The following is a 25,249-nucleotide window of genomic DNA, read 5'->3' as shown; positions in this document are numbered from 1 at the left end:
CAAATATGAATATAGTTTTCATAAAAACAAACAGAATAATAATTTTACTTAATTTCATCACACAATAATTACATCTGCATTAATGGCCATCAAAAAACAAGCTGTAAACCCCGAAGACGATCTTGGTTTTGGTACCCAGGCCGTAAGGCAGCGTATTATTAACCGCGATGGCAGTATTAATGTTAAACGCCTTGGTATTCCGTTTTTTAGCACTACCAATACTTACCATAGGCTCATTACCATGCGGTGGCCCCTGTTTTGGCTTAATGTTGTCGTGGCCTATATTATAGTTAACGTTTTTTTTGCGACCATTTACCTGTCCATAGGCATCAGTAACCTGCATGGCACGGAAGACAATAATGTAACTACTCCCTTTTTAAACGCATTCTTCTTTTCGGCGCAAACATTATCTACAGTGGGTTACGGGCATATTAGTCCGGCAGGCGCCGTTACCAACTGGGTGGCAGCATTTGAATCCATGATCGGCTTGCTGGCTTTTGCACTGGCAACAGGTTTGTTATATGGGCGGTTTTCGCGGCCATCGGCCAAGTTTGTGTTTAGCGATAATATATTAATTGCACCTTATGCGCTTACCGGCGGCCGTGGGCTAATGTTCAGACTAGCCAATATGCGATTGAACATTTTGCTGGATGTAGCTATTGAAGTCACCTTCTCTTTTAATGAAGTTGTGGACGGCAAAAATGTTCGCCGGTTTTATACCCTGCCTCTGGAACGCAGCAAGGTGAGTATATTGACACTTAGTTGGACAGTAGTGCATCCACTGGATAAAGACAGCCCGTTGTATAATATTACTGCTGAAGATCTCACATCATCAAACGCAACCTTTAATGTTTTGGTGCAGGCTTTTGACGATACCTTTTCGCAAACAGTACACTCACGTACATCTTATCAGCATAATGAAGTTGTATTCGGCGCCAAATTTACCCCGGCATTTACACATGACCGGGATGGTTTAGTACAGTTGCATTTAGGAAAGATCAGTGATTTTGAGGAAGTGGAGCTGCCTGAGATTGGATAATAGTACTATATGTTTGTCATTGCGAGCGATAGCGTGGACAACCGACCGCAGGGAGCTCATTAATACCGATGAAAACAAATACATCATTAATAATCTCGTCGCCAATGCCTATTCGATCTGTATAGCTACGAGATTGCTTCGTACCTCGCAATGACAAATTTGGGATAATCACCAAATTAAAACAGCGGATCCTTCTCCTTCGCAAACTTATTATAAACCAGTTTATCCAACAAACCCGGTAAAAACTTACTCAACAAAACGGTCAACTTACCTTGCCCTGTCATAACCAAAGTACGTGATTGATTGGCTACTCCATCAGCAATGCGTTTAGCAACTTCTTCCGAGCTCATCATTTTTTGCTCATCCAAACTGCTTTCACCTTGCGAAACCCCGGCTTTATTAAGGGCTGTGTTGCGGATGTTTGATGCTGTAAAGCCTGGGCAGGCCGTCATTACGTGTACGCCTGTTTTCAGATTTTCAACACGAAGGGCATCCAGGAAACCATTCATGGCAAATTTTGAGGCAGAGTATCCGGTACGTCCAGGTAAGCCTTTGTAACCCGCAATAGATGATACACCGACCACGGTGCCTTTACTGGCTAACAGCGCAGGCATGGCATATTTGGTGCAATTTACCGTACCCCAAAAGTTAACATCCATTAGCGAACGTAAAACCTTAAGCTCGGCATCTTTAAATAAAGCACGCATAGAGATACCTGCATTATTTATCAAAACATCTACCCTGCCATAAGTAACAATGGCTTGCTTAATTAAATGTTCGCAATCAGCTTCGATGGTTACATCGCATTGCACAGCTACGCATTTTATTCCGTAAGTTTTTTCGATGTTTTGCGATATTTCGCATAAGGTAACGTACTGGCGTGCGGCCAAAACTAAATTTGCACCGCGAGCGGCAAATTCTGAGGCAAGCGCTTTACCAATACCTGATGATGCGCCTGTTATTACAACAATTTTATCCTTTAAGTTCATAAGCCGGGTAGAGTTCCTGCGCCGGCTTTTCGCCTAAGGCAGGTAACCTGAAAATGTATTTTACCGCGAATATAAACATCGCGCCATAAAAACTTTTCAGATTGTTCCAGCTAAATTTTCCCGAACGGTTGTATTGCAGATTAATGATATAGGTTTTAGGGAAATAGTAATTCCTGAAACCTGCCAAACGAATTCGATACGATAGATCGATATTAGCACCATAGCGGTTAAAACGCTCATCAACCAAACCAACAACATCCATTACAGACTTGCGGATCAGCATAAATCTGTCGTGCATCACATCTGTTTCTGTAGTATCAAATTCATCATCGTGGCGGGCAATGTAATGATCAGTTAAGCGTGATTTTGAGAACTGTTTTAGTAAGCCTGTCAACTTTAAAAGCGTTACCCAGCGGCGTGGAACCGTTTTTTTAGAAGCCTGCATATAGTTGCCATCAATATCGAGCATACGTACGCTTAACCCGCCTGCGGTGATGTGGCTGTCCATAAACTGTATGGCTTTGCTAACCGTTTCTTTCTTGGTAATGGCATCGGGGCTTAAAAATAACAAGTACTCCCCCTTTGCCATTTTAATTCCCTGGTTTACACAATGCGACAAACCGCCTGTTGTGGTGGTTATTTTAACATCAGGAAATTCTCTGGAAATGGTTTCGACAGTGTTATCGTCGGAGTTATTGTCAACGAGAATAATTTCGGCATCGAGGTGCTGCACAGATCTTTTTAAGGCCGCTAATGACTGACGCAAAAGCTTGCACATATTATCGCTTACCATGATCACAGATACTTTCATACGCTCTATCTCGATAGTGAATTTTCGTACGGTACACGCGTTGCAATTGACCTGCCTAAGGTAATCTCGTCTACGTACTCTAATTCACCACCAAAAGCTATGCCACGAGCTATGGTTGAGATATTTATCTTAAAATCTTTTAGTCTTTTGTTGAGGTAAAATATGGTAGTGTCGCCCTCCATAGTAGCGCTAAGGGCAAAAATAACTTCCTTAACCTCTCCCGGATTAATCCTGGCCAGTAAAGAGTCTATTTCGAGGTCACTTGGGCCGATTCCGTCCATCGGCGATATTAAGCCGCCCAGCACATGATATACGCCATTAAACTGATTAGTATTCTCTATAGCCATCACATCCCGTGTATCTTCCACTATACAGATAGTCCCACGGTCGCGTTTGTGAGATGCACAGATTTCGCATATTGGCTGGTCCGATATATTATTGCATACCTTGCAAAAAAGTATTTCGTTCCGAAGCTTGGTCATGGCTGTGCTGAAACGCTCCACCTCATCTTTATCCTGGTTAAGCAAGTGCAGCACCAAACGCAAAGCTGTTTTTTGCCCTACACCGGGCAGCTTCGAGAATTCGGCTACAGCATTTTCTAACAGTTTGGACGAAAAATTCATTCTTCAAATTTAAAAAAATACGGCTTATTTCTTGTCAGGATAAGGTCAACAGCCTATCTTTCGCTTTGTGTGGTTTTAACCGCATATTTATCAAACTAAAAAACACCTATGGCGCCGGGCGTATTGCTTTTATTTATAATCGGTTACTTTTTTGTGCTGATCCTTATTTCGTTTTTAACCACCCAGAAAACGTCGGACAACGATACCTTTTTCGTGGCCAACCGTAACTCGAAATGGTATTTAGTTGCCTTTGGGATGATTGGCACCGCACTAAGCGGTGTAACCTTCATCTCAGTACCCGGCAAGGTTGGCGCAGCCAGCGGTGACCAGTTTGCTTACTTCCAGTTTGTACTGGGCAATGCTGCCGGTTTCATCACCATTTGCCTGGTGTTACTGCCTTTGTATTATCGCCTGAAACTCACATCCATTTATGGTTATATAGAAAGTGCTTTAGGCACCTGGAGTTATAAAACTGCTGCCGGAATCTTCCTGATCAGCCGCACTATTGGCTCGGCATTCAGGCTTTACCTGGTGGTTATTATTTTGCAGAAATTTATTTTCGATGCCTATCATATTCCTTTTGCGGTTACTGTGCTGATCTGTTTGATACTGATCTGGTCGTACACATTTAAAGGCGGGTTAAAAACCATTATTATTACCGATAGTTTGCAGACGCTATTCCTGGTAGCATCGGTTTTTCTGTCGATCTATTTTATCTGTCGAAGCCTTAACCTCGATGTAATCCAGGCCTTCGAAACTGTGAAGAACAGCAACTATTCGCAGATATTTTTCTTTAACGATTTTATGGCGAACAAGCTGCACTTCGGCAAGCAGTTTTTGGGTGGTATGTTTATTACCATTGCCATGGTAGGCTTGGATCAGGATCTGATGCAGAAGAACCTGAGCTTAAAAAATATCCGCGAAGCGCAGAAAAACATGTTCAGCTTTACGTCGATCTTTGTGGTGATCAATATCTTTTTCCTAAGCGTAGGTGCTTTACTTTACATCTATGCATCACACCACAACGTTAAGGTTGAGAAAACAGATTATCTCTACCCTACCATCGCCCTTAATTACCTGGGCGTAGTGCCGGCCATTGTGTTTATGCTGGGCTTAACGGCTGCCACATTTGCTACTACAGATTCGGCTTTAACTGCATTAACCACTTCGTTTTGTATCGATTTTTTAAACTTCAATAAACGGGCTGATACTAATACCAAAAAGATGGTAGCCACACGTCATTACGTACACATTGCCTTTTCGGGATTGATGTTCCTGACCATTATTTTATTTAATGCCATCAATAACGATGCTGTGGTAAGCGCCATATTTAAAATTGCCTCTTATACTTATGGCCCGTTATTGGGCTTATATGCCTTTGGTTTACTGCTGCAAAACAGGCAGGTACGCGATAAACTGGTGCCTTTTATCTGCCTTATTTCACCGGCGATATGTTTCTTTTTAAGTACCGAATCAAAAAGGCTTTTGGGTGGTTATGTTTTCGACAATGAGTTAATCATTATCAACGGATTGCTTACATTTACCGGCTTGTTGCTGACCTCAACCCCGAAACAAGAGGTCGCAACACTTTAATAAACACGATTTAAACAGAATACAGAATAGATTATGACAGGCGACGAAAAAATTAGAAAAGCCTTTACCAACAACGATTGGCATGAAATTAAGGTAACAGACTCATGGCAGATCTTCAAGATCATGGCTGAGTTTGTGGACGGATTTGAGAAACTGGCTAAGATTGGCCCATGCGTATCCATCTTCGGATCGGCACGTACCAAGAATGATAATAAATACTACAAGATGTCGGAAGATACCGCCCGCCTGCTTACCGAGCATGGTTATGGTGTAATTTCTGGCGGTGGCCCCGGTATTATGGAAGCTGCCAACAAAGGTGCTTACGAAGCCGGCGGTAAATCAGTAGGTTTAAATATTGAATTACCGTTTGAGCAGTTCCATAACCGTTACATCGACCGCGATAAATTGCTGGAGTTCGATTACTTCTTTGTACGTAAGGTAATGTTTATGAAATACTCGCAGGGCTTTATTATCCTGCCGGGTGGTTTCGGTACAATGGATGAATCTTTCGAGGCGATAACCTTAATTCAGACCGGTAAAATTGCCCGTTTCCCGATTGTGTTTGTGGGCGTAGATTACTGGAAAGGCTTGTTTGAATGGGTTGAATCGAAAATGCTGAACGACGAACACAACATTAACCCGGACGATTTGAACCTGTACCGTGTGGTTGATACCCCTGAAGAAGCGGTTGACCACATCTTCAAGTTCTACCAAAAATATGTGCTTAAACCTAACTTTTAATTGGTTGATAGTTATTGGTTATTAAGTTATTTTTCCTTGTTATTTTAGAAGGCCAACTTAATAACCAATAACTTAATAACTAATCCCCCATGTCAGAACAACCTAAACGCCAGGCGGCTCTCGGTTTTATATTTGTTACGCTGCTGATTGATATTACCGGCTTTGGTATTATTATCCCTGTACTGCCTAAACTGCTGGAGCACCTGATCCACGGCAACCTGAGCGATGCGGCACGCTATGGCGGCTGGATGACCTTTGCCTATTCGTTTATGCAATTTTTGTTTGCACCGGTATTGGGTAACCTGAGTGACAAATATGGCCGCAGGCCGGTTTTATTAGGGTCGTTGCTGGGTTTTGCTGTCGATTATACTTTCCTGGCCTTTGCGCCTACCGTTTGGTGGCTATTTGTGGGTCGAATTATTGCCGGTATTACAGGGGCAAGCTTTACTACGGGCTCGGCATATATTGCGGACATTAGTACACCCGAAAAACGGGCACAAAACTTCGGGATTATTGGTGCAGCATTTGGACTGGGTTTTATTATAGGCCCTGTACTGGGTGGTGTTTTAGGGCAGTACAGTACTAAGCTTCCCTTTCTTGCGGCGGCCGGACTGGCATTAATTAATGCTATTTACGGTTTCTTTATCCTGCCCGAGTCTTTAGCTCCCGAACATCGCAGACCTTTTGAATGGAAGCGTGCTAACCCGGTTGGCTCATTAATGCAGTTGAAAAAGTATCCGGCAGTAAGCGGATTAATTGCTTCACTCATTTTGATTTACATTGCCGCACATGCCGTACAAAGCACTTGGACATTCTTCACCATGTCGCGCTTTAGCTGGACGGAATCATTGGTAGGCTATTCATTAGGACTGGTTGGTTTACTTTCCGGCTTAGTACAGGGTTTACTGATCCGTGTTACCATTCCAAAACTGGGGCAAAAGAAAAGTATTGTTTTAGGCTTGCTTCTCTATACCATTGCATTAACCCTTTTCGCTTTTGCTACCCAAAGCTGGATGATGTTTGCCATACTTGCCTTGTATGCACTTGGCGGTATTGCGGGGCCTGCTATACAAGGCTTAATCAGCGGCCAGATCCCGCCAAATGAGCAAGGTGAATTACAGGGAGGCTTAACCAGTTTAATGAGTGTTACTTCGATAATTGGCCCTCCTTTAATGACTACCTTATTTGCCTGGTTTACTGGTAAAAATGCACCTGTATATTTCCCGGGCGCATCATTTTTAATGGGTGCTGTGTTGATGCTAGCCAGTACCCTGCTTGCTGTGCGCAATTTTAAACGCGCTAAACAAAAAGTTCAGCCCGAATAAAAACTTTAAACAGCTTTATTGTTGTATTTGCGGATGGAGAACCAAACTGAAAAAGAACCGAAACGCCACGCCGCATTAGGGTTTATATTTGTTACTATTTTTATTGATGTGCTGGGCCTGGGTATTATTATCCCTATCCTGCCCAAACTGCTGGAGCAACTCATTCATTCAGATATTAGTACTGCTACCCAATACAGCGGTTATTTAACCTTTGTGTATGCCTTTATGCAATTTGTATGCTCGCCTATATTGGGTAATCTGAGCGACAGATATGGTCGCAGACCAATCTTACTGGGCTCTTTGTTCGGTTTCGGCATCGATTACTTATTTATGGCCTTCGCCCCCACTATAGCCTGGCTGTTTGTAGGCCGGATAGTTGCGGGGATGGCCGGGGCCAGCAGCACAACAGCCACCGCTTACATTGCCGACATTAGCACGGGCGATAAACGCGCCGCCAATTTTGGATTAGTAGGCGCAGCAACGGGGCTTGGTTTTATATTGGGCATTGGCTTGGGTGGTTACCTCGGCGCTATCGGCATAAAAATACCATTTATGGTAGCAGCTGGCTTGGCTTTACTTAATGCCATTTATGGTTTTTTTGTATTACCTGAATCATTAGCGAAAGAAAACCGACGTGCCTTTAGCTGGAAACGTGCCAATCCTATTGGCTCGTTAGTACGTTTAAATGCTTATCCGGTATTGGCCGGCCTAATCAGTGCCTTCACGCTCGTTTATGTAGCCCAAAAAGCGGTAGAAAGCGTACTCGCCTTCTACCTCATCGAGAAATTTCAATGGACACTGCCAAGTATAAGCAGCCTGGGGATATTCATAGGCGTGCTGCTGGTTTCGATACAGGGCGGATTAATCCGCATCATTATCCCTAAATACGGGCAACAAAAAAGCATTGTAGCGGGCATGCTATTTTATGCCATTGGTTTAGTCCTAATTTCCTTTGCCGGCTATGGTTGGATGATGTACCTGTTCATGATCCCCTATTGCCTCGGCGGCATCTCTGGCCCGGCATTACAAGGAATTATTACCGAAAAAGTAGCGGCCAATGAACAAGGAGAACTACAGGGTGCATTAACCAGCCTGGTTAGCGTTACCACTATTATTGGCCCGCTTTTGATGACATCCATATTTCATCACTTTACCAAAAAAGATGGCTCGGTTTATTTCCCGGGCGCACCTTATTTGCTGGGTTCGATATTGATGCTGATTAGCATGTTTATTGCCATCAGGAGTTTTAGAAACCAGCGGGCTAAAGCTTTACTTTTGGAAAAGAACCCAATATAAGTTTAAAATAAAAGCTCTCCATCTTCGGGCACAAAACACCTTTCGGTTAAGCCGTTAGCTTCTATTGCTTTTCTGATATCTGCGCGGTTTTCAGTACCGTGGTTTACGGCCTCGAGGTGCACAACATAAACTTTTGCTCCGGGTGCATAGTTGCAAACTGTTATTATACCGTTTATATCCATCACAATAGCATCGCCTTGTACAAAACGGGCTGCACCGCCGTTAAGCACAATCTGTGAGGGCTTATACTGATCGATGGCTTGTTTTACATCATCGCACCATATCGTATCTCCAGCAATGTAAACAGATTCATCTTCGAACGAAATTACATAGCCGGATACGATACCCATTCGCTTTTCAATTTCGCCTGTGCCGTGTTTGCCGTTTGTTCGATCAAATCGGATGCCTTCCCATATTAACTCATCGGCAACAGGCTGTATATTGGTGAAACCGACGTTTTGTATGGCCTCCACATTAACCTGCTGACAGAGTACAAGAATATCTTTAGGTAATAGTTGCTGAGCTATAGGGTCCCAGTGATCGAGGTGAAGATGGGTAAGCAATACGGCATCAATGCTGGCAATAAGCTCGCTTAATTCTTGTTCGTTCAATGGCAAATCAACTAATGGATTTTTGCGATCGTTACCAGTCTGCTGAAACGCATCGTAACTACCTTTCGGCGCCAGCATCGGGTCTATTAATATTGTTTTATTGTTTATCGTAAGCACCTGGGTGGCATTACGTAATAATTGTAATTTCATATCGGGAGGTATTAATTTATACCCAAAGGTGATACTATCTTTGTGTAACTTAAAGATGGTTACTTTTTAGTAACCGACATTTATCTACATGAATTATAATCAGTTTAAACATTGCGGACTTAACGTTGCCCTTAATATCCTCAGCGGCAAATGGAAGCCCATTATCCTCTATCATTTGTTTCACCAGGAAGAGTTACGTTTTACAGAACTCTGGCGAATTATCCCCAAGGTAACCAAGAAAGTTTTGATGGAACACCTGAAACAAATGGAAAACAATGGACTGATTATTCGCGAAGAAAAGCACACTTTTCCACCAGAGGTTTATTACAGCATATCTGAAAAGGGAAAAACGCTCGGCCCCATATTAGCATCATTAGAGCTTTGGGCTAATGAAAATGAGACTGATGCTGTTAATGAAATGAAAGCGATGAAGAAGGCTGCTTTGGATAAGAAAAACCAAACGATAACTATTCCAACCCGCTAACCCCACCCGAAATCACAAACTTCATAATCTGCGCGGCGCTCTTATCAATCGGTTTTACTTTATCGGCGGATACTATCACCACCTGCCCTGCAAATGAGTAAGACCAGGGGAAATAGATGGCCACTTCGCCGGGTAGGCCAATGCTGCTTAAATCGTGCTGGGTAAGGAAGCCTATGCGTTTGCTGCCATTCATATCAACCAGTACGGGTTCGTTAAATTTCTTCTCCTCGCCTACAAAAGCTTCGGTTAAATCTTTGATTGATGAATACAGAAATTTGAATAGCGGTAACCTGTTTAGCCAGCGGTTGAACCAGTTTTTTATCGGGTCGGTAATAATGGTGGTTACTATAAAACCGCAAATAAAAATGAAAACCACAACGCTTAAAATCCCCATACCGGGTATGTAAACCGGCTTATGCGTTGTGGGGCTAATCCACAATAAATCACTGAGGTTAAGAGCCTTATCAATACCGGATACAGCCCAATAAATTAAGAAACAGGCAGCACCCAAAGGCACTACAATCAGTAAGCCTTTAACAAAATAATTAAGTAAAGCGCGGGCAATTTTGTTCATGGCGATGGGCTAAATTTCTACTCATAAAAGTACACTCTTTTTACCCGCTGTGAAATATTTGTTAATATTTCGTAAGGGATGGTGTTAACCTGTTTCGCCATGGCCTCTATACCTTGCCTGTCGTTAAATATAATTACCTCGTCGCCTTCCTTAACATCAATGTCGCTAACGTCAATCATGCACATATCCATGGCAATATTTCCCACCGTTGGGGCAGCCACACCTTTGATCATCATTTTGCCCACGCCGTTGCCAAAGGCACGGATGTAACCATCGGCATAACCGATACGTACGGTTGCAATTTTACCGTCTTTATTTAATTTGCCCAAACGGCTGTAGCCCACAGTTTCGCCATTAGGGATCTTTTTCACCTGCGATACACTGGTTTTTAAGGTAGCCACGGTTTGTAAGCCATTCAAATGATCGGGTACGGCCGAATCTATGCCATACAAACCAATGCCCAATCGCACCATATCATATTGTGCCATTGGCCAACGGATAATCGCCGAAGTATTGGCAATATGTCTGATAAACTTATAACCCAAAGCCTGTTCTATCTGCAAATAAGCCTTCTCAAAACGTTTCATCTGGGTTAGCGTAAAGCTATCGTGTTCGGGCTCTCCGCTGGCTGCCAGGTGCGAGAAAACAGACTTTACTTTGATGTATTTTATCTCTTCGAGGAAATCACACAGCGTATCAATCTCATAACCTTCGAAACCAAGGCGGTGCATACCGGTATCAATTTTAAGGTGAACCGGGTAATCAATTATTTCCTGTTGATAAGCAAATTTCACAAATTCATCCAGTAGTGTAAAGCTGTAGATCTCTGGCTCCAGATCATTATCCACCATTTTATCAAAGGCAGATGGTTCGGGATTTAACACCATAATAGGTAGTTTAATCCCGCTTTCGCGCAGGGCTACGCCTTCATCGATATATGCCACGGCAAGGTAATCTACCTTCGCATATTGCAGCACATTGGCTATCTCAAAAGTCCCGCTGCCGTAAGAAAACGCTTTTACCATCACCATTACCCTAACACCAGGCAGTAATTTCGACCTGTAAAAATTCAGGTTATCAATCATCGCATTGAGGTTGATCTCCATCAAGGTTTCGTGCGCCTTTTGTGATAAAGCCTTGCTGATACGCTCAAATTCGAACGTACGTGAGCCTTTTATCAATATCGTTTCGCCGCTAAATTCCAGGTTACCCAGATCTTTTAATAATGCGGTAGTATCGGGATAGAAATGTTTCTTCAGAATATCAAAATACTCCTGATGCGCCGAAATAGCTTCGCCCACCCCTATCAGCTTGTCAATCTTCTTAGTCTTCACCATATTGGCAACCTGTTTGTACAACTGGTCTTGCGCCAGGCCAGACTGATAAATATCCGACAGGATCAATGTTTTGGTTTGATGCTGATTTTGCTGACTCAGGTAATCTAACGCTATCTCTAATGATTGAATATCAGAGTTATACGAATCATCAATTATAGTACAATCATTTATACCGGTTTTCAGCTCTAAGCGCATACTCACGGCGGTAAGATGCTCAATGCGGTGATCAATCTCCACCGGATCGTAGCCCATGGCCAGCATGGTAGACCAGCAAACAATCGCATTCTCAACCGAAGCCTGGTCGAGGAAAGGGATTAAGCATTCAATCTCTTTTCCTTGGTATTTGGCCCGCAGATAATACTTTTTGGCGATAATAGTTTCGCTAAAAACATACAGATCGGCTCCCTTAAATTTCTGGCTCCAGGTAAATTGTTTTGGCGTTGGGATGTCTTTTTTATAATCTAAAAGTTGATCGTAATTATAGATCAGCAGTTCCGAATTTTTAAACAACTTTAATTTTTCGAGTACTTTTTCGCGCCTGCTTTTAAAGCCCTCATCATGTGCAGACCCGATGTGGGTAAACACACCGATCTGTGGTTTAATCATTTTCTCAAGGTCTTCCATTTCGTCGACGGTTGAAATACCAGCTTCGAAAATACCCAGATCATGATCCTTATTAATTTGCCAAACAGAAAGCGGCACCCCTACCTGCGAGTTGTAGCTTTTAGGGTTACGCACAATATTTTTATCGGGCGACAAAAGCTGGTACAGCCACTCTTTAATAATGGTTTTGCCATTGCTGCCCGTAATGCCAATTACCTGTAAATCAAATTCATTACGATGGTAAGCTGCCAACACCTGTAAGGCTTGAAGCACGTTATCAACCACCAGGAAATTAGAGCCCGAATAACGCTCTGCAGGTTCATGAGTTACCACAAAACTGCGTACCCCGGCATTATAGGCTTCAGGGATAAAATCGTGACCGTCGCGGCGGCCGCTCAGGGCAAAAAACAGGGCTTCCGCGGCATTAATAACTCGGCGGCTATCGGTTAACAGCACACTAACTGTGGCCTCTCGTATGATGGGGCCGTGTGCATTTATTATTTGCTTAACTTCTTTGATGGAATATAGACTGCTTAGCATAGCACGAATTTGAAGATATTTATGCCAATAGAAGAAATTTAGATTACTTTAGTTTTGATGGACGAGCCAAAACCACGAAAAAAGATTACAGATGAAAAAGCAGGTCTGGCCAAAGCCGAACACTACTGCGCCTACCAGGAACGGTCGCAACAGGAAGTACGCGATAAACTATATGAATGGGGCTTATACCCCGATGCTATTGAACGTATAATTGGCCTACTGATTGAAGGCAATTTTTTAAACGAACTGCGTTTTGCCCAGGCTTATGCACGTGGAAAAATGAACCTAAAACACTGGGGCAAAGGCAAAATAAAACAAGGGTTGAAGCTAAAAAGAGTATCAGATCCGCTGATAAAAAAAGCTTTGTTAAGCCTTGATGGCGACGATTATCTAGCCGTTTTGCAAAAGGTAATTGATAAGAAATTAAGGGAGACAACCGAAAAAGATGCGTTTAAACGCGATTACAAGGTAAAACAGTATGCTTTGAGCCGTGGATTTGAGATGGATTTAATTTTATCTATCATGAAAAACAGCGACTTATAAAAAACTTTTAAAAAAATTAAAGCAAGCCCTTGCAGAACTTTTAAATCTCCCTATATTTGCATCACCAAAACAAACGGTATTAGCCACGGCGAAATACTTAATGCGAAAGTAGCTCAGTTGGTAGAGCACGACCTTGCCAAGGTCGGGGTCGCGAGTTCGAATCTCGTCTTTCGCTCCAACAAAATCCTTCCTCACGGAGGGATTTGTTTTTAAAAGGTGAACACCTGCTCAGATGGTGGAACTGGTAGACACGCAGGACTTAAAATCCTGTGCCCGTTAAAGGCGTGCGGGTTCGATTCCCGCTCTGAGTACTGGACGGGAAAGGCGTTTTAAAAGACGTTCTTTCCCGTTTTTTTTGTGACCTAACTGATTGTTAATCTGAAAGATAAGAGTCACTACTTCATTCAAATCACCGGTTCGATATTCACTTTTTTCAAATCGTAGTTTTTTCCGAAATATCGAACCAAGTATTTCTCTCTTTTTAACAACGTCACTTTTCAAATAAAGATTTTTAAGGTCTGAAAGGGCCTCAATTGCCTTTAGAATCATTGTATCAAGGCTCGCAAAGCTTGAATGTTGAACTTTTATCTCGGTAAGACAAATCTCCAATCTTTTAATTTTCGCTTCACAATCCTTCTTCATAATTACAAAATCTTCCGGCTCCACCTTCCCGTCAAATAAAAGTCCCCTTGCGTTAGCCAACTTATCATTGAGCCTTTCAATCTTATCCATTAAATCTTTTCGCTCATCCTGAATTGAACCTCTATTATTCTTGTAAATATCCATGATCACCATCTTATAAAGTTCAGCCATACCCGGTCTTGGAATGAATTTTTCTAATTCCATTATGATAGAATTGTTTATTTCATCTGCTTTATATCTACACCCGCACCCATAACTTGCTTGCGCATGATAATAGAAATAATATCCTGAACGACCTTTTGATGCGCTGCCAGTTAACTGTCGGTCGCAGGTAGCACACTCCATTAACCCTTGCAAAGGCAGCGCTTCGTGAATCTTAAGCGCCTGTGCGCGCATCACAATTTTATTCCCTTGTAGAATATCCTGCACCTTATAAAATAACGCCTCTGAAATTAATGCCTCATGTAATCCGTTAACTAAATGTTCCTTTTCTTCTTTATATTGCTTGATGACGATTTTTCCACAATAAACAGGGTTTCTTATTTCTCTGTAAAAATTTGCTCGGCTTATCATAAAACCTTTTTCATTAGCCAATTTCCGAATCTGGTCAGGTGCGAATATTCCGTCAGCAATAGCCGCAAAGATCCATTGCATAAATGGTGCTTCTTCTAAATTAGGAGCTATGTATTTGGTTCCGTTTTCCCTCGTTTTATTATTATATCCTATAGGCGCTACTCCCATATACCGACCTTCTTTGCGTGCACGTCTCATGCCATGTTTAACATTTAAGGCACGCCTGTCATTTTCTACTTCCGGAGAAGCTAAATAAACCGCAAGCATGATTTTACTTTCCGGTATCTCCATGTTTAGAGGTTGCTCTATTGCTTGAGGGTCGATTTCCAATTTTCTAAGTGTGGCAATCATTTGGTATGCATCACCTGCGTTACGACTAAATCTATCCCATTTTGTGAATAGAACTAAATCAGATCCTCTACCCTTCTGCTTTTTAATTTCGGAAAGATATTTAGCCCATTGAGGACGGTTAAATGTTTTAGCTGAATGATCCTCAAAAATTATTTTCCTTACTTTAATCGAGTTGGATTCGCAGTATTTGATCAACCTTTCCTCTTGGTCCCTTTGCGAGTATCCCTTATCTGCCTGCTCGTCAGTGCTAACTCTAACATACAAATCAGCGTTTTTCATCAGCTTTAATTAATTTCAATGTATTGATTAACAGACAATTTACCTATTTTATAAAGAAAATCCAATATTTTTTGAACTTCCTCAATTGTAACATTTGTCCCATGCTCTTGAAGAATTTTAATCGCTTGCTCTGGGGTAATATTGCGTTTCTCGTCAACCATCTTTTAGTTCTTAGCGACCAAAGATGTCTATTTAGAAAGCAAGCTTTTCGCAGGGAGTTCGCAACGTGCGATTAATAAATTTTGGTGTTCTTAAATTTGACAATCGCGCGATTACTAAAACCATTGCAAGATGTATTTACCCATAGAAATTTTAGTAAACACCCAACCTTCTTTGATTGTATTTGTGCAAAGCGAAAAATCGCTTCTAATTTTTGTCAATTAAATCACCAAGTGCTCCCTACTGGGCGCTTCTCGAACCATTTTATGGAAGATTTGAGAAAACTGGCGACAATATCATTGTAATCGCGGGCACCAACGAAGGGGCGTTAAACATTTAAATTAAAGACAGTACGCACTTCAATATGTTTGAAGCAATTCATTTGCAATTTTTACGGGAGGACTTTAAGCGGTTAGCTGAAAAACAATTTTTCTAAGGAGCTCATCCAGGTCGCAAGGCTGGCCAGGAATCATTCGGTTAGGTCAAATCATATAAAAATACTCTTTACTACTTCGTGATTTAGTCCTGCTTGTATGAAATCAATAAGTTAAAACATCACAAGCGATTTGCAATAGCGTCGCTTAGAGCGGCTGTAGAGATTTCAAATCCTTAAAAACCTTACTGCTAAGGGGGCTTTCATGGATTTGCAATCATATTTTATAAATCACCATATTTTAAAATGGCATTGTTTGTAATGGTGTGCATTGATTATACGCAATTGATGCACACCTTTTAGTTTAATATCTTTATCCTGGTAGGTAAACTCAATATCACTCTTGTTGGATGTATCATTTAGTCTTACTCCCTTTTCATAAGATGAATCGTCGATATCACGCGACTCCCCGTTGCTTACCAGCCTACCAACTTCGTAATGCAACACCACAATCATTACGATATAGAATAAATATTTAGGTTTCATGACATTCTCTTTTAACAACTCTTTTAAAATACGATTAAAGAAAGTCAGGTCCGTGGGGACCTGACTTATAACCTATGAAAACATGTGTTTAGCTTTACCCCTAAATACTAAGCACATTACCAAATTTGGGAAACTTGTATGACGAGGTCAATTAATTATTGGGCTTTTAAGTAGCAAATTGAAATTTGAAACTTTAAAAAAACGATCTTTAAATTTTATATATCCAGTTGATAATCTTAGCTACCGATATTTCTTATTCATGTCGTCGTAAATCAAAGGAAATTAGTGTTCAAGGCACTTTCCCATTGTCTCAAATTTATTTTAATTACAAAGCGCAACAAAATCAATTGCATTCCTCTCCCGTCTTCACTAATTATGCCATCACTGTTATTGAATCTCTGGTCACGCCGCAAAACAAATTGACTGAATAAGGCAAAAATCCTCTGCAATATTTTCGTGGCAGAGCAGGCCAAATAAGTTATAGAATCTACTCGAATAAAATTTGGTGTCAAATTGCAATATGCGCCTTTGTCAGCTCTTAGTGAAGCCGTAATCCACCGTCTGTATGATAACATTGTAGTAGATTTTCAATAAATTTTAAATAATGATTGCTGAAAATAAAATTGTGTTAAAACGGTCGCTTTACTGCATGTTTCTCTTAGTATGCCTTGGTGTGTTTCATGGGAACCTTTATGCCTCCACCATAACTAAATCAGGAACTTTTAAATACATATCACTAAATAGACCTATTAGGGATACCGCTCTTTTGAAGCGGGCTGGGGATACTGCAATTGTTAAGAAACACTTTTGGCGAGCATCGGGCGAATGGACGCTGGCGCAGATCATACCATGGTCTTACAATTATTATGTTCGGGACGCTGAATTTGCCCACATAACCTTTGCCAGTATTGGTCATAATTTGAAACCTAGCAGTTGGGAGTGGGACGACAATAATTTTACGACGAATCAAATAGCTCATCCTTATCACGGAAATTTATATTTCAACGCCTTCAGGTCTAATGGCTATTCTTTCTGGCAGTCGGCATCGGCAACTGTTGCCGGAAGCCTGATGTGGGAAATAGCAGGCGAAACGCATCCACCGGCGCCTAATGACCTAATTAATACAAGTGTTGGTGGTATAATTTTGGGAGAGATGACCTACCGGATATCAAACCGCATTATTAACAAAAGACAGCGGGGTGCAAAAAGGCAGGCAAGTGAAATAGCCGCATTTTTAATTGATCCGATGAATGGGTTAAACCGGCTGTTGGACGGCAAGTGGGGGAAGGTATCGACTATACCGGGCACTGATCTCGACACCGTGTCAACTATAGGCGAAATTGATTTAGGCGCCAGGCAAATCAATGAGCGCAGTGGCAATCTGTTTACGAAAGGCAAGACGGGTTGGTATGCCCGGTTGAGGCTGTTTTATGGAGACCCGTACACGGCTTCAAAAAAACCATTCAATAATTTTGATATTAAGGTAGAACTGGGTGCCGATGATACCGCAAAATTAAATAATGTAAGTGTAAACGGGCTGCTCTCTTCCTGGGAGATTAAATCTAATAACCGCGAAGATCAAATTATGTCCCTAACCGCTAATTATGATTTTTACCATAATGCCGCATTTGAATACGGGGCACAATCCGTAACCTTTAGCCTGTATTCCAGATATTTCAATGAGAACAAAGACGTTAAGTTTAACACCAGGTTTGGTGCAGGTGCGGTAATATTGGCCGCTGTGCCAGATGCATATTTACATTATGGCGAGGGCTGTGATTATGATTATGGCCCAGGGTTCAGTTTGTTGGGGCAAGCCGGAGTAACAATACACAACAGGTTCGCTATTTTGGGCAATTATAGGGGCGGATGGTTTGCAACCTTAAATGGCAATGAATCTACTCATTTTTTACACGAGTTAGCCGGAGAAGCCCGATACAGAATTGTTAAACAGCTCTCATTTGGCGCCGAAGGGGGGTATTTACTCTTACACGGTTATTACAAAAACTATCCTGATACGAATAATAAATATCCTTATGTCAGAATCTCACTGGGATATAAAATTTAATTATCACGTTATAAAAGTATCTGCAGCGCAAGACAGCCAATTGTTATTTATTTAAGAAATTTACTTTCCTGCACTGCAGATGCCGAGATTTCATCATTGCAATGACTGTTATGTCATGTGATGAGCCTAAAGTTTTATAGCGAACATTTACTTTTTCGCTTCCCTTTCCTTCAACACTCCATCAAAAGATATGGCACTTTTATTTGTAATGGTAAATCGCGTATTAATGTAGCCATCGGCAGAAATGGACATATTAATGGCCGTAACATACTTAACATCCGAAGGCTTGATCACTACGTCCCAGCCACCTTTTTTACTGGCAGTTGCAGTGTAGGTAAATTTGGTTGATGTAAATTTTATACCACTATCATTGGAACTGCCGTAACCCGCATCAAAATGAGCGCGGCCAAAGTATGGGAGGTAAGCAATCACCGAATCCTTTCTCACCTTCAAATCGTAGTCAGAATTTAAATAACGACGGCTGCCACCTATGGGATTAGCATACTGCGCCACAAAAGTATAATGTTGCGACTCCACCAGTTGTTTGACAGCCGCTTGCTTGGCTTGTTTTTTTTCTTCTTTAGTTTGGGCAAAGCTAAAGGCAGATATCACAATACCTGCAGCCAATAAAAAGAATTTTAAGTTTTTCATTTTATACATTTTAAGGATTATAGCTTAGTTAGTTTTAGTTTCTGTGCATATATTGGTTAGCTAATAATGAACGGGATTAATTTCCCGCCCGCCAAAATATTCTGGACATTTTGTGCAGGGCTATTGTTGATAGGTCATAGTATAAGACGGCAATGAGGATAAGCGGTATAAAATAAAATATTGCAAAGTTAAAACGGTCAAAAAAATAGCCGCCCGCCACACCGCCTATAAAGTAAAATGTTAAAATAGTAACACGTATGTAGATCTTATTTTTAATGATTTCACTCTTGCCGGTTTTAGGGTGCAGCCATTTGGAGAGTTCTCCGCCCAGGTCTGTAAATAAGCCGGTGAGATGCGAGGTTTTTATTAAACCTCCTGATATGATAGATACCAAACTATTCTGTAACCCGATGGCAAACAACAGTGCTGCGATTACCAATTCACGCTCTGTTCGTGTTTCTTTATAAAAGTTATTACCATAAATAGCAACAAGTACGAGAATAACAATTTCTATCATTACGGGCGTAGCATGTGCCCTGTAAAGGCTCTTGTGCTCCAGCGAGCGGATAATAAAGTTTGATGCAAATGCCCCCATAAAAAACATAAGCAGCCAAATCAAAAAAACAACCACTTCCCTTAAGTTCTGTTCTACAATATGATTAGCCAAGTTAGCTACATGACCTGTGATGTTAGAAGTAAACGCCAAAAAGGCAATCATCCCAGCCACATTGATAATCCCAGACACAAATGCCGTGGATGATGCAAGCATCAAGTTTTCCTGAAGCGATCTATCGTCTTTTGATTGCCTTAGCATAACAGTACTTATTATTTAAAACTACTTGTTGACCAACTATTGATTGACCAGAAACAACCAGGCTATTTTGGAAATAGGAATGCTAAACTGGCCCTGACACCAAAATCCGACTTAATTTCCGAAGGTGCAGCAATGTTAAACCTGGGCCCGACACTTAACGCCACGGGCAGTTTACCTAATCTTGTTACACCTCCAACTGTTGGTGTAAATGCAACTATGGTTTGATTATTTTTCCAATTCTGCGTCCATTCGAGGTTCCCTCCGCAACTTGCCCCGCTTTTCCAGTTATAGCTGAAAAATGGTTGTACGAACATTTGGCTTATGCTTTGTCTGGTGTTGCTGCCTGCCACACTCCAGCTCTGAGTTAATAGCGAGCCGTAGGTGAAGCCATTGATTTGCCTTAAAATTATTGCGGAGGGGCCAATAGTCAGTTTCTTAGTTGCAAAGAAATCGTTGGTTGCAACGGGTATTGTAAGTGCTGGCCCGAATCCCCAAATGACACCGTTCTTAGTCTTCACAGGACTAAAAAAGCCGGTAATTGATATATCTGCTAATCCGGTTTGAGTTTGCCCTACGCCGGTGATGTTTGACTGCGTGATAATTGGTATAATGGTTCGGGTCAACAAGGTAAGATTTGTTCCAAGACTAAAAGGTACGACCGGTTGAATGTTCACCGTATTCCGGCTGCCATCCAAAGCGCCAACGCCAAAATCACTATTATTCCGGATAGGTATATTAATCAGGTTAGAGATAGGGTTGGCTACTTTTTTCGCCAGCTCTGCCATATCCTGTTTTGTCGAGTCCTGAGCTTGAACGGTTAATCCGAGACCCAATAGGATCGATGAGATAAAAGCAACTTTAAGCTTATTTAGATGCATAAATAAAATCAGTTAGATTTTTCTTCCAGCTTCTCGGCGATGCTATTTCTTTTAAACCTCATGCCATTTTTTATTAAATAGTAGCTGGTAGAGAGGGCTATAATGATAGAGCTTACACATGCGATATTAAGTGGCTCTATGTGCTCTACATCCAGATCAATAACATGGCGCGAAACACCGATAAGAGCTACCAGGATTACTATTTCTACATGCACCACATCTTCTCTCAAATACATTTTAATAGTATGCAAAAGTTCAATTCCGATTAACACAGAAAGAAATCCCCCAAATACCCGGTGTAATTGAGTTAGAATGTGATTTTTTGAGAATGAGTTTTCTATACCGGATATGATGCCGGAAAACAACAAGCCCAAAAACACAAATGTGGTGTAAAGTATAACCAGCAATAAGGAAAAGAGTAATACGATGATTATTATTCGTTCCACTTTTTCGGTAATTTTTAAAATCATTTTTTTATGGTAAAAGGTTTTTCATTCGCTTCCGGTAACTCTATTATTCACAGATCGTCTCGGGAAGATTTTGTTAAATTAAACCCTGTGCATAAGGCTTAGATGGCCTGTATTTTGGGTGATCAAACTTGATAAGTAAATCCACAAAATTACAAGCCATCTAATTCCTAAGCTTATTTGTCCCCTTCTTCTACCTGCGCCACTTCGTAAGCGTTATTTTCAATTGGCTGGTATAAGGTATCGCCAATTTTAACATACTTCTGAGAGCCCATCGTAACTTCTTCGCCTCCCGCAGGTAAATTCTTCACAACTGCGCCTGCAGGCGGGGCAACTACAACGTATTTGCTGCCGCTCTTCACATAGTAAGTGCCTCCATAATAATAATTTGTTACACTACTTACAACCACTGTTTCCGCACCGGTTGGGATAACAGTTACAGTAGCACCAACAGGTGCCGCAACAACAACATAACCACCATTATTTGGCTGGTACCAAACGCCCTCGTCATAATGGTAATGCGTATTGTGGATACTAATTAATATCGCAGTTCTTGTAAGTGTTGCGATAAAGAAGCCCCATGGGTGCCAGTGTGGCCCCCAAACGAACGGATGGTATGGATGGAAATGATATGGGTGGTAACTATAATATCTTCTTCCTCCATAATGGTATGGCGCACGGTGATAAGTATGAATATTGTTTCTTCTTACAACCGTGTTATTCCGGTTGTGGCTATTGTTAATATTTACTTTCTTGCTGTTATCAATATTAATGTTGACATTCTTTTTACTGTTATCAACTTTTACCTTGTTACCCGAATTTTTGTTTCCGGATCTTGAGGTTGTTTTCCTTACCTCCTTAGTTGTTCGGCTTCCTCTATTGTTGCCATTTTGTGCCTTGGCATGATCGAATGAAAAAAGCATTGTCAAGCACACTACGGCACATAGAATACCCTGTGTGATTTTGTTTCTGTTGAGTTTCATTATTTAAATTGCTATGTTATATAATTATATAAACTACCTGTATCCTCTCTTTACGAGTATGATTTGTTTTTAGGGTTCGATGATGTTAAACCAGAAATTAAAGTTGTCAATATTGGCCAGGAATTTTTTGAATGCATCGGCATCACCGGCAATTTTAATCTTTCCATTTTTGATGTAATCATCAACCTTTACATCTTCGCCGCTAGTTAAGATTATTAAATCCTTCCTGCTCATCGTTATCGTTGCAGTGACATCCTTTGTAATCAGGCTACCAATTCTCGGATTAACAACACCATTACCTACAATAAGGCCTATCTTTTCGTTCCTGTCAGTAAGGTTGATATTGAAATTTGATTTACTGGTATTTTCCTCAGTTCCTTTGTACCGCATAGCGATATAGTTAAACAATAGTTCAGAAGACATCGCATTGAGTACATCCGGGTTAGCTGACCCCATATTATTGGTTGTTTTAAGGCCATTTCTTAACTCATTTGCCCCAGTCAGATAAAAATTTCTCCATGGTCCGGATTCAGCGATATACCCTAATTGTTGGTAAGCATCCGCCAGTAAATTTCTGGCCGCCTGGTTTTTAGGATCTGAATACACCAAATGCTTTAAAACTTCTGCCACCCAACGGTATTCTCCTTTTTCATAATATTTTTTTGCTTTGGTTAGTACTTCATCTGCGCCGCCCATCATTTCAACATATTTAGCACCCGCCTCAGTTGGTGGTAATGGATTTAGGTTAGATGGATTGCCGTCAAACCAACCAAAGTAGAGTTGATACTGACCTTTAACATCATGGCTAACCGATCCGTAATACCCGCGGTCATAAAATTCTTTGTCCAATGATTCAGGGAGTTTGATCATTTCAGCAATTTCGTTCGGCGTATAGCCTTCATTAGCTAACCTCAGCGTTTGATCATGGATAAATCGGTACAGATCGCGCTGGTTTGCCCAAAATTTATTGATGGCCGAATTACCCCATGTTGGCCAGTGGTGTGAACCAAAAGAAACTTGAACATCTTTACCATATCTTTGAATTGCCCTGTCGATATAAAGGCTCCATTTTTGTCCGTTGCGTACCTGGGCACCTCTTAAAGTATATAAATTGTGTAGGGTATGGGCAATTTCTTCAGACTGGCAAAATGCTTTCATTTCCGGAAAATAAAACATCATTTCAGCCGGGGCTTCTGCTTCAGGTGTGTAGAAAAAATCGACTTTCACACCATCAATGATTCTTGATTCTCCGCCCTCTTTTGAAATGATATCCGACGCATCCAGTATGCCGGTATTTCCTTTGGCGGTTGTTGTCCCAAGACCAGATCCCAAACTACCTGTCGCTCCTTTTGGAATAAGATTTCCATACATATATGATGCCCTGCGGCTCATGGTATTACCGCCCATTACGTTCTCGCTAATCGAATGTTCAAAAAAGCCGACTGGTGCGTACACCCTAATTTTCCCGCTCTTTATATCTTGCTCATTAACAACGCCACGCATACCGCCAAAGTGGTCGCCGTGACTATGGGTTAGGATAACCGCTTTAACAGGAAAATTCCCCAAATGCTGTTTTACCAGTTTCATACCCGCAATTACCGTTTCCTTAACCGTTAAAGGATCAATAACTATCCAGCCGGTTTTACCTTTAATCAAGGTCATATTGGCCAAATCAAACCCTCTGATCTGGTAAATATTATCAGCAACTTTAAATAATCCGTTAATGGCATTTAATCTGCTTTGACGCCACAAACTTGGATTTACCGTATTTGGTGCAGGAGCCTTTAAAAAATCAAAAGATTTCATGCTATAATTAACATTACCTTTATCATCCTTAATTTCTCCGCCAGGGATAGTGGCTATAAAACCCTTCATGGCATTTTTAAAATCAGTAGAGTCTGAAAATGGTAAATAAGATAATAAGGCCTCGTTCGCCTGCACAGTAAATTTGGTTGGCACATTATTTACCGGGGCTGTTTGCGCCTTTATTTCTTGTCCACCCTCGAAACCTGCAATTGCAATAAAGCAAATGAGCATTTTTGTAGTTGATTTCATCGATTATATTTTTTGTTTGTAAAATTTGTTGTTAGTTTATTGTTGTTGAGCCTTTGCTTTCATGGCACGGATTGTTTGATCCATCTTTGCGCCAAATAAAAAAGAATATTTAAGGGCAAACATGTGCCCGTTTGGTGCATCAGAATCACCTGCGGCGCGGCCCATATAACTAAATCCGATCTGGTGATGAATACCGGGAGAATAAGTGGCGGAACCGCCTAAACCGAGCAAAGACTGCGCATTATTCTCAGCAATGTCATTTTGTGTTGTTTCGCCACCAAACCTGCTCGCAGCGTCAAATGAAATCCAGAATTTAGTATTCAGGTTATAGATACCATGAAAAGTAGCGCTATAAAATGCATTTTGCTTAAGCGACGAACCCGGTTTTAATGCGATTAATGAAGGCGTTTCACTATTGGTGGTAAAAAACTTCGCTGCTGCATAAACTTCTATATCAAATTTTTTAATTGGCTTGCTAAATGCCAGTTCGGGTTTAAACTGCCACCTGTTACCCCCCGGGTTTAGCAACTTATTGGTCGAATAACTTCCTGTAGGTGCTGTTACGGCCAGAGACCATGCAAAGATGGTTTCTTTGGGTGTTTGAAGGAATTTAGCAAAAGATAATGGCTGGCCGCCTATAATATTTGATCCAAGTACCACCATCATATCGCTAAAACCTGAGTTTTTTCTATTTACTCCAAGAATCTTCGCATCAATACTGGCGTAAGGCACTACAAGTTGTACACCTGCAGTTTTATTGAAAAAATTAAAAAAGGTAGCGTAACGTAGGTAATAAAGCGAGACATCGATTTTTACATCTTTGTTTGGTATGGTAACAGCGCCGTCAACAGTTGAATTTGTATTTTGCATTCCATATCCCGCTTGCAACATTTGCAACCCTACCGGATAATTTTGATAGATTTTTGCTTCCGTGGCTTGCTGAGCAAAGCTTGGCATTGTAGAAGCAGCGCACACCATGGTTAATAAGACTAGTAAGGTTTTTTTCATGCTTATGTATTTAAATGTTAAAAGAGATTGTCCAAGTCGTTTTATTTATTGCCCAATCTATCTTGTAAAAATTTACTATGTGCCTGGTTTATTAGGAACTTTCAGTCCCTCCAAATACAATGTAAAACAGGATAAATGTCTAT

General features: G+C 41.2%; 24 protein-coding genes and 2 tRNA genes. 10 read left to right on the top strand and 16 right to left on the bottom strand.

Annotated elements, in window-relative coordinates:
* Positions 1-82 precede the first annotated feature (82 nt).
* Complete coding sequence (locus PQO05_RS13585) at positions 83-1,039, top strand: ion channel (protein WP_273633460.1); 957 nt, start codon at positions 83-85, stop codon at positions 1,037-1,039.
* 176 nt (positions 1,040-1,215) lie between these two features.
* On the opposite strand, the gene PQO05_RS13580 is transcribed toward PQO05_RS13585, so the two are convergent.
* The 3 genes from PQO05_RS13580 to recR are packed head-to-tail and all read right to left on the bottom strand — an operon-like array spanning position 1,216 to position 3,462.
* Positions 1,216-2,028, bottom strand: a complete 813-nt coding sequence (locus tag PQO05_RS13580; protein ID WP_273633459.1) for an SDR family oxidoreductase — start codon at positions 2,026-2,028, stop codon at positions 1,216-1,218.
* Positions 2,012-2,839, bottom strand: a complete 828-nt coding sequence (locus tag PQO05_RS13575) for a glycosyltransferase (RefSeq protein ID WP_273633458.1) — start codon at positions 2,837-2,839, stop codon at positions 2,012-2,014. The genes PQO05_RS13580 and PQO05_RS13575 overlap by 17 nt, the downstream gene beginning before the upstream one ends.
* Positions 2,840-2,844: 5 nt before the next feature.
* Positions 2,845-3,462, bottom strand: a complete 618-nt coding sequence (gene recR / locus PQO05_RS13570; RefSeq protein ID WP_273633457.1) for a recombination mediator RecR — start codon at positions 3,460-3,462, stop codon at positions 2,845-2,847.
* 108 nt (positions 3,463-3,570) lie between these two features.
* Here recR and PQO05_RS13565 point away from each other — a divergent pair, with 108 nt between their 5' ends.
* From PQO05_RS13565 to PQO05_RS13550, 4 genes are all read left to right on the top strand, one after another.
* Positions 3,571-5,055: a sodium:solute symporter gene (locus PQO05_RS13565; protein ID WP_273633456.1), complete on the top strand. Its 1,485-nt coding sequence runs from the start codon at positions 3,571-3,573 to the stop codon at positions 5,053-5,055.
* A gap of 33 nt (positions 5,056-5,088) precedes the next feature.
* Positions 5,089-5,796, top strand: a complete 708-nt coding sequence (locus PQO05_RS13560; protein WP_273633455.1) for an LOG family protein — start codon at positions 5,089-5,091, stop codon at positions 5,794-5,796.
* Positions 5,797-5,885: 89 nt separating this feature from the next.
* Positions 5,886-7,121 carry a TCR/Tet family MFS transporter gene (locus PQO05_RS13555; RefSeq protein WP_273633454.1) on the top strand — a complete coding sequence of 412 codons (1,236 nt, stop codon included), beginning with the start codon at positions 5,886-5,888 and terminating at the stop codon, positions 7,119-7,121.
* Between the two features lie 33 nt (positions 7,122-7,154).
* A complete protein-coding gene (locus tag PQO05_RS13550; protein ID WP_273633453.1) occupies positions 7,155-8,417 on the top strand; it encodes a TCR/Tet family MFS transporter in 1,263 nt (420 codons plus the stop codon).
* Between the two features lie 2 nt (positions 8,418-8,419).
* On the opposite strand, the gene PQO05_RS13545 is transcribed toward PQO05_RS13550, so the two are convergent.
* The gene (locus PQO05_RS13545; protein ID WP_273633452.1) at positions 8,420-9,178 is read right to left on the bottom strand and encodes an MBL fold metallo-hydrolase; all 759 of its coding nucleotides are present in this window, start codon (positions 9,176-9,178) and stop codon (positions 8,420-8,422) included.
* 88 nt (positions 9,179-9,266) lie between these two features.
* On the opposite strand from PQO05_RS13545, the gene PQO05_RS13540 reads away from it, so the two are divergent.
* A complete protein-coding gene (locus PQO05_RS13540; RefSeq protein ID WP_273633451.1) occupies positions 9,267-9,662 on the top strand; it encodes a winged helix-turn-helix transcriptional regulator in 396 nt (131 codons plus the stop codon).
* On the opposite strand, the gene PQO05_RS13535 is transcribed toward PQO05_RS13540, so the two are convergent.
* Both PQO05_RS13535 and PQO05_RS13530 read right to left on the bottom strand, forming a co-directional pair.
* Entirely contained in the window at positions 9,646-10,236 is a 591-nt protein-coding gene (locus tag PQO05_RS13535) for a DUF502 domain-containing protein (protein WP_273633450.1), read from the bottom strand. The genes PQO05_RS13540 and PQO05_RS13535 overlap by 17 nt on opposite strands.
* Before the next feature lie 17 nt (positions 10,237-10,253).
* Entirely contained in the window at positions 10,254-12,716 is a 2,463-nt protein-coding gene (locus tag PQO05_RS13530) for a bifunctional UDP-N-acetylmuramoyl-tripeptide:D-alanyl-D-alanine ligase/alanine racemase (protein WP_273633449.1), read from the bottom strand.
* 57 nt (positions 12,717-12,773) lie between these two features.
* Between PQO05_RS13530 and PQO05_RS13525 the strand changes: the two genes are divergently transcribed.
* The 3 genes from PQO05_RS13525 (at position 12,774) to PQO05_RS13515 (ending at position 13,570) form a co-directional block, all read left to right on the top strand.
* Positions 12,774-13,259, top strand: a complete 486-nt coding sequence (locus PQO05_RS13525) for a regulatory protein RecX (RefSeq protein WP_273633448.1) — start codon at positions 12,774-12,776, stop codon at positions 13,257-13,259.
* A gap of 102 nt (positions 13,260-13,361) precedes the next feature.
* A tRNA-Gly gene (locus PQO05_RS13520) sits at positions 13,362-13,437 on the top strand.
* A gap of 48 nt (positions 13,438-13,485) precedes the next feature.
* Positions 13,486-13,570 (top strand) — tRNA-Leu (locus PQO05_RS13515).
* Here PQO05_RS13515 and PQO05_RS13510 read toward each other — a convergent pair.
* From PQO05_RS13510 to PQO05_RS13500, 3 genes are all read right to left on the bottom strand, one after another.
* Positions 13,536-15,104: a recombinase family protein gene (locus tag PQO05_RS13510; RefSeq protein WP_273633447.1), complete on the bottom strand. Its 1,569-nt coding sequence runs from the start codon at positions 15,102-15,104 to the stop codon at positions 13,536-13,538. The two genes, PQO05_RS13515 and PQO05_RS13510, sit on opposite strands and share 35 nt — an antisense overlap.
* Before the next feature lie 5 nt (positions 15,105-15,109).
* Positions 15,110-15,265, bottom strand: a complete 156-nt coding sequence (locus tag PQO05_RS13505) for a hypothetical protein (RefSeq protein WP_273633446.1) — start codon at positions 15,263-15,265, stop codon at positions 15,110-15,112.
* A gap of 662 nt (positions 15,266-15,927) precedes the next feature.
* Positions 15,928-16,182 (bottom strand): hypothetical protein, encoded by a 255-nt coding sequence (locus PQO05_RS13500; RefSeq protein ID WP_273633445.1) that lies wholly within the window; start codon positions 16,180-16,182, stop codon positions 15,928-15,930.
* 766 nt (positions 16,183-16,948) lie between these two features.
* On the opposite strand from PQO05_RS13500, the gene PQO05_RS13495 reads away from it, so the two are divergent.
* Positions 16,949-18,250, top strand: a complete 1,302-nt coding sequence (locus tag PQO05_RS13495) for a DUF3943 domain-containing protein (RefSeq protein WP_273633444.1) — start codon at positions 16,949-16,951, stop codon at positions 18,248-18,250.
* A gap of 147 nt (positions 18,251-18,397) precedes the next feature.
* Here PQO05_RS13495 and PQO05_RS13490 read toward each other — a convergent pair whose 3' ends face one another.
* The 7 genes from PQO05_RS13490 to PQO05_RS13460 form a co-directional block, all read right to left on the bottom strand.
* On the bottom strand, positions 18,398-18,901 hold the full coding sequence (locus PQO05_RS13490; RefSeq protein ID WP_273633443.1) for a DUF4251 domain-containing protein: 504 nt from the start codon (positions 18,899-18,901) through the stop codon (positions 18,398-18,400).
* 76 nt (positions 18,902-18,977) lie between these two features.
* The gene (locus tag PQO05_RS13485; protein WP_273633442.1) at positions 18,978-19,715 is read right to left on the bottom strand and encodes a YoaK family protein; all 738 of its coding nucleotides are present in this window, start codon (positions 19,713-19,715) and stop codon (positions 18,978-18,980) included.
* A 62-nt stretch (positions 19,716-19,777) separates the two neighbouring features.
* A complete protein-coding gene (locus PQO05_RS13480) occupies positions 19,778-20,593 on the bottom strand; it encodes a hypothetical protein (protein ID WP_273633441.1) in 816 nt (271 codons plus the stop codon).
* Between the two features lie 8 nt (positions 20,594-20,601).
* Entirely contained in the window at positions 20,602-21,039 is a 438-nt protein-coding gene (locus tag PQO05_RS13475) for a phosphate-starvation-inducible PsiE family protein (RefSeq protein ID WP_273633440.1), read from the bottom strand.
* A 197-nt stretch (positions 21,040-21,236) separates the two neighbouring features.
* Positions 21,237-21,983: a DUF6515 family protein gene (locus PQO05_RS13470; RefSeq protein WP_273633439.1), complete on the bottom strand. Its 747-nt coding sequence runs from the start codon at positions 21,981-21,983 to the stop codon at positions 21,237-21,239.
* 129 nt (positions 21,984-22,112) lie between these two features.
* Complete coding sequence (locus PQO05_RS13465) at positions 22,113-24,098, bottom strand: alkyl/aryl-sulfatase (RefSeq protein ID WP_273633438.1); 1,986 nt, start codon at positions 24,096-24,098, stop codon at positions 22,113-22,115.
* 36 nt (positions 24,099-24,134) lie between these two features.
* Positions 24,135-25,106, bottom strand: a complete 972-nt coding sequence (locus tag PQO05_RS13460) for a transporter (RefSeq protein ID WP_273633437.1) — start codon at positions 25,104-25,106, stop codon at positions 24,135-24,137.
* Positions 25,107-25,249 lie beyond the last annotated feature (143 nt).

This window comes from Mucilaginibacter jinjuensis, assembly GCF_028596025.1.
In the GTDB taxonomy this organism is placed as follows: domain Bacteria; phylum Bacteroidota; class Bacteroidia; order Sphingobacteriales; family Sphingobacteriaceae; genus Mucilaginibacter; species Mucilaginibacter jinjuensis.
Note: the sequence above shows the minus strand (reverse complement) of the source record. Positions and strands in the feature narration are given on the sequence as shown.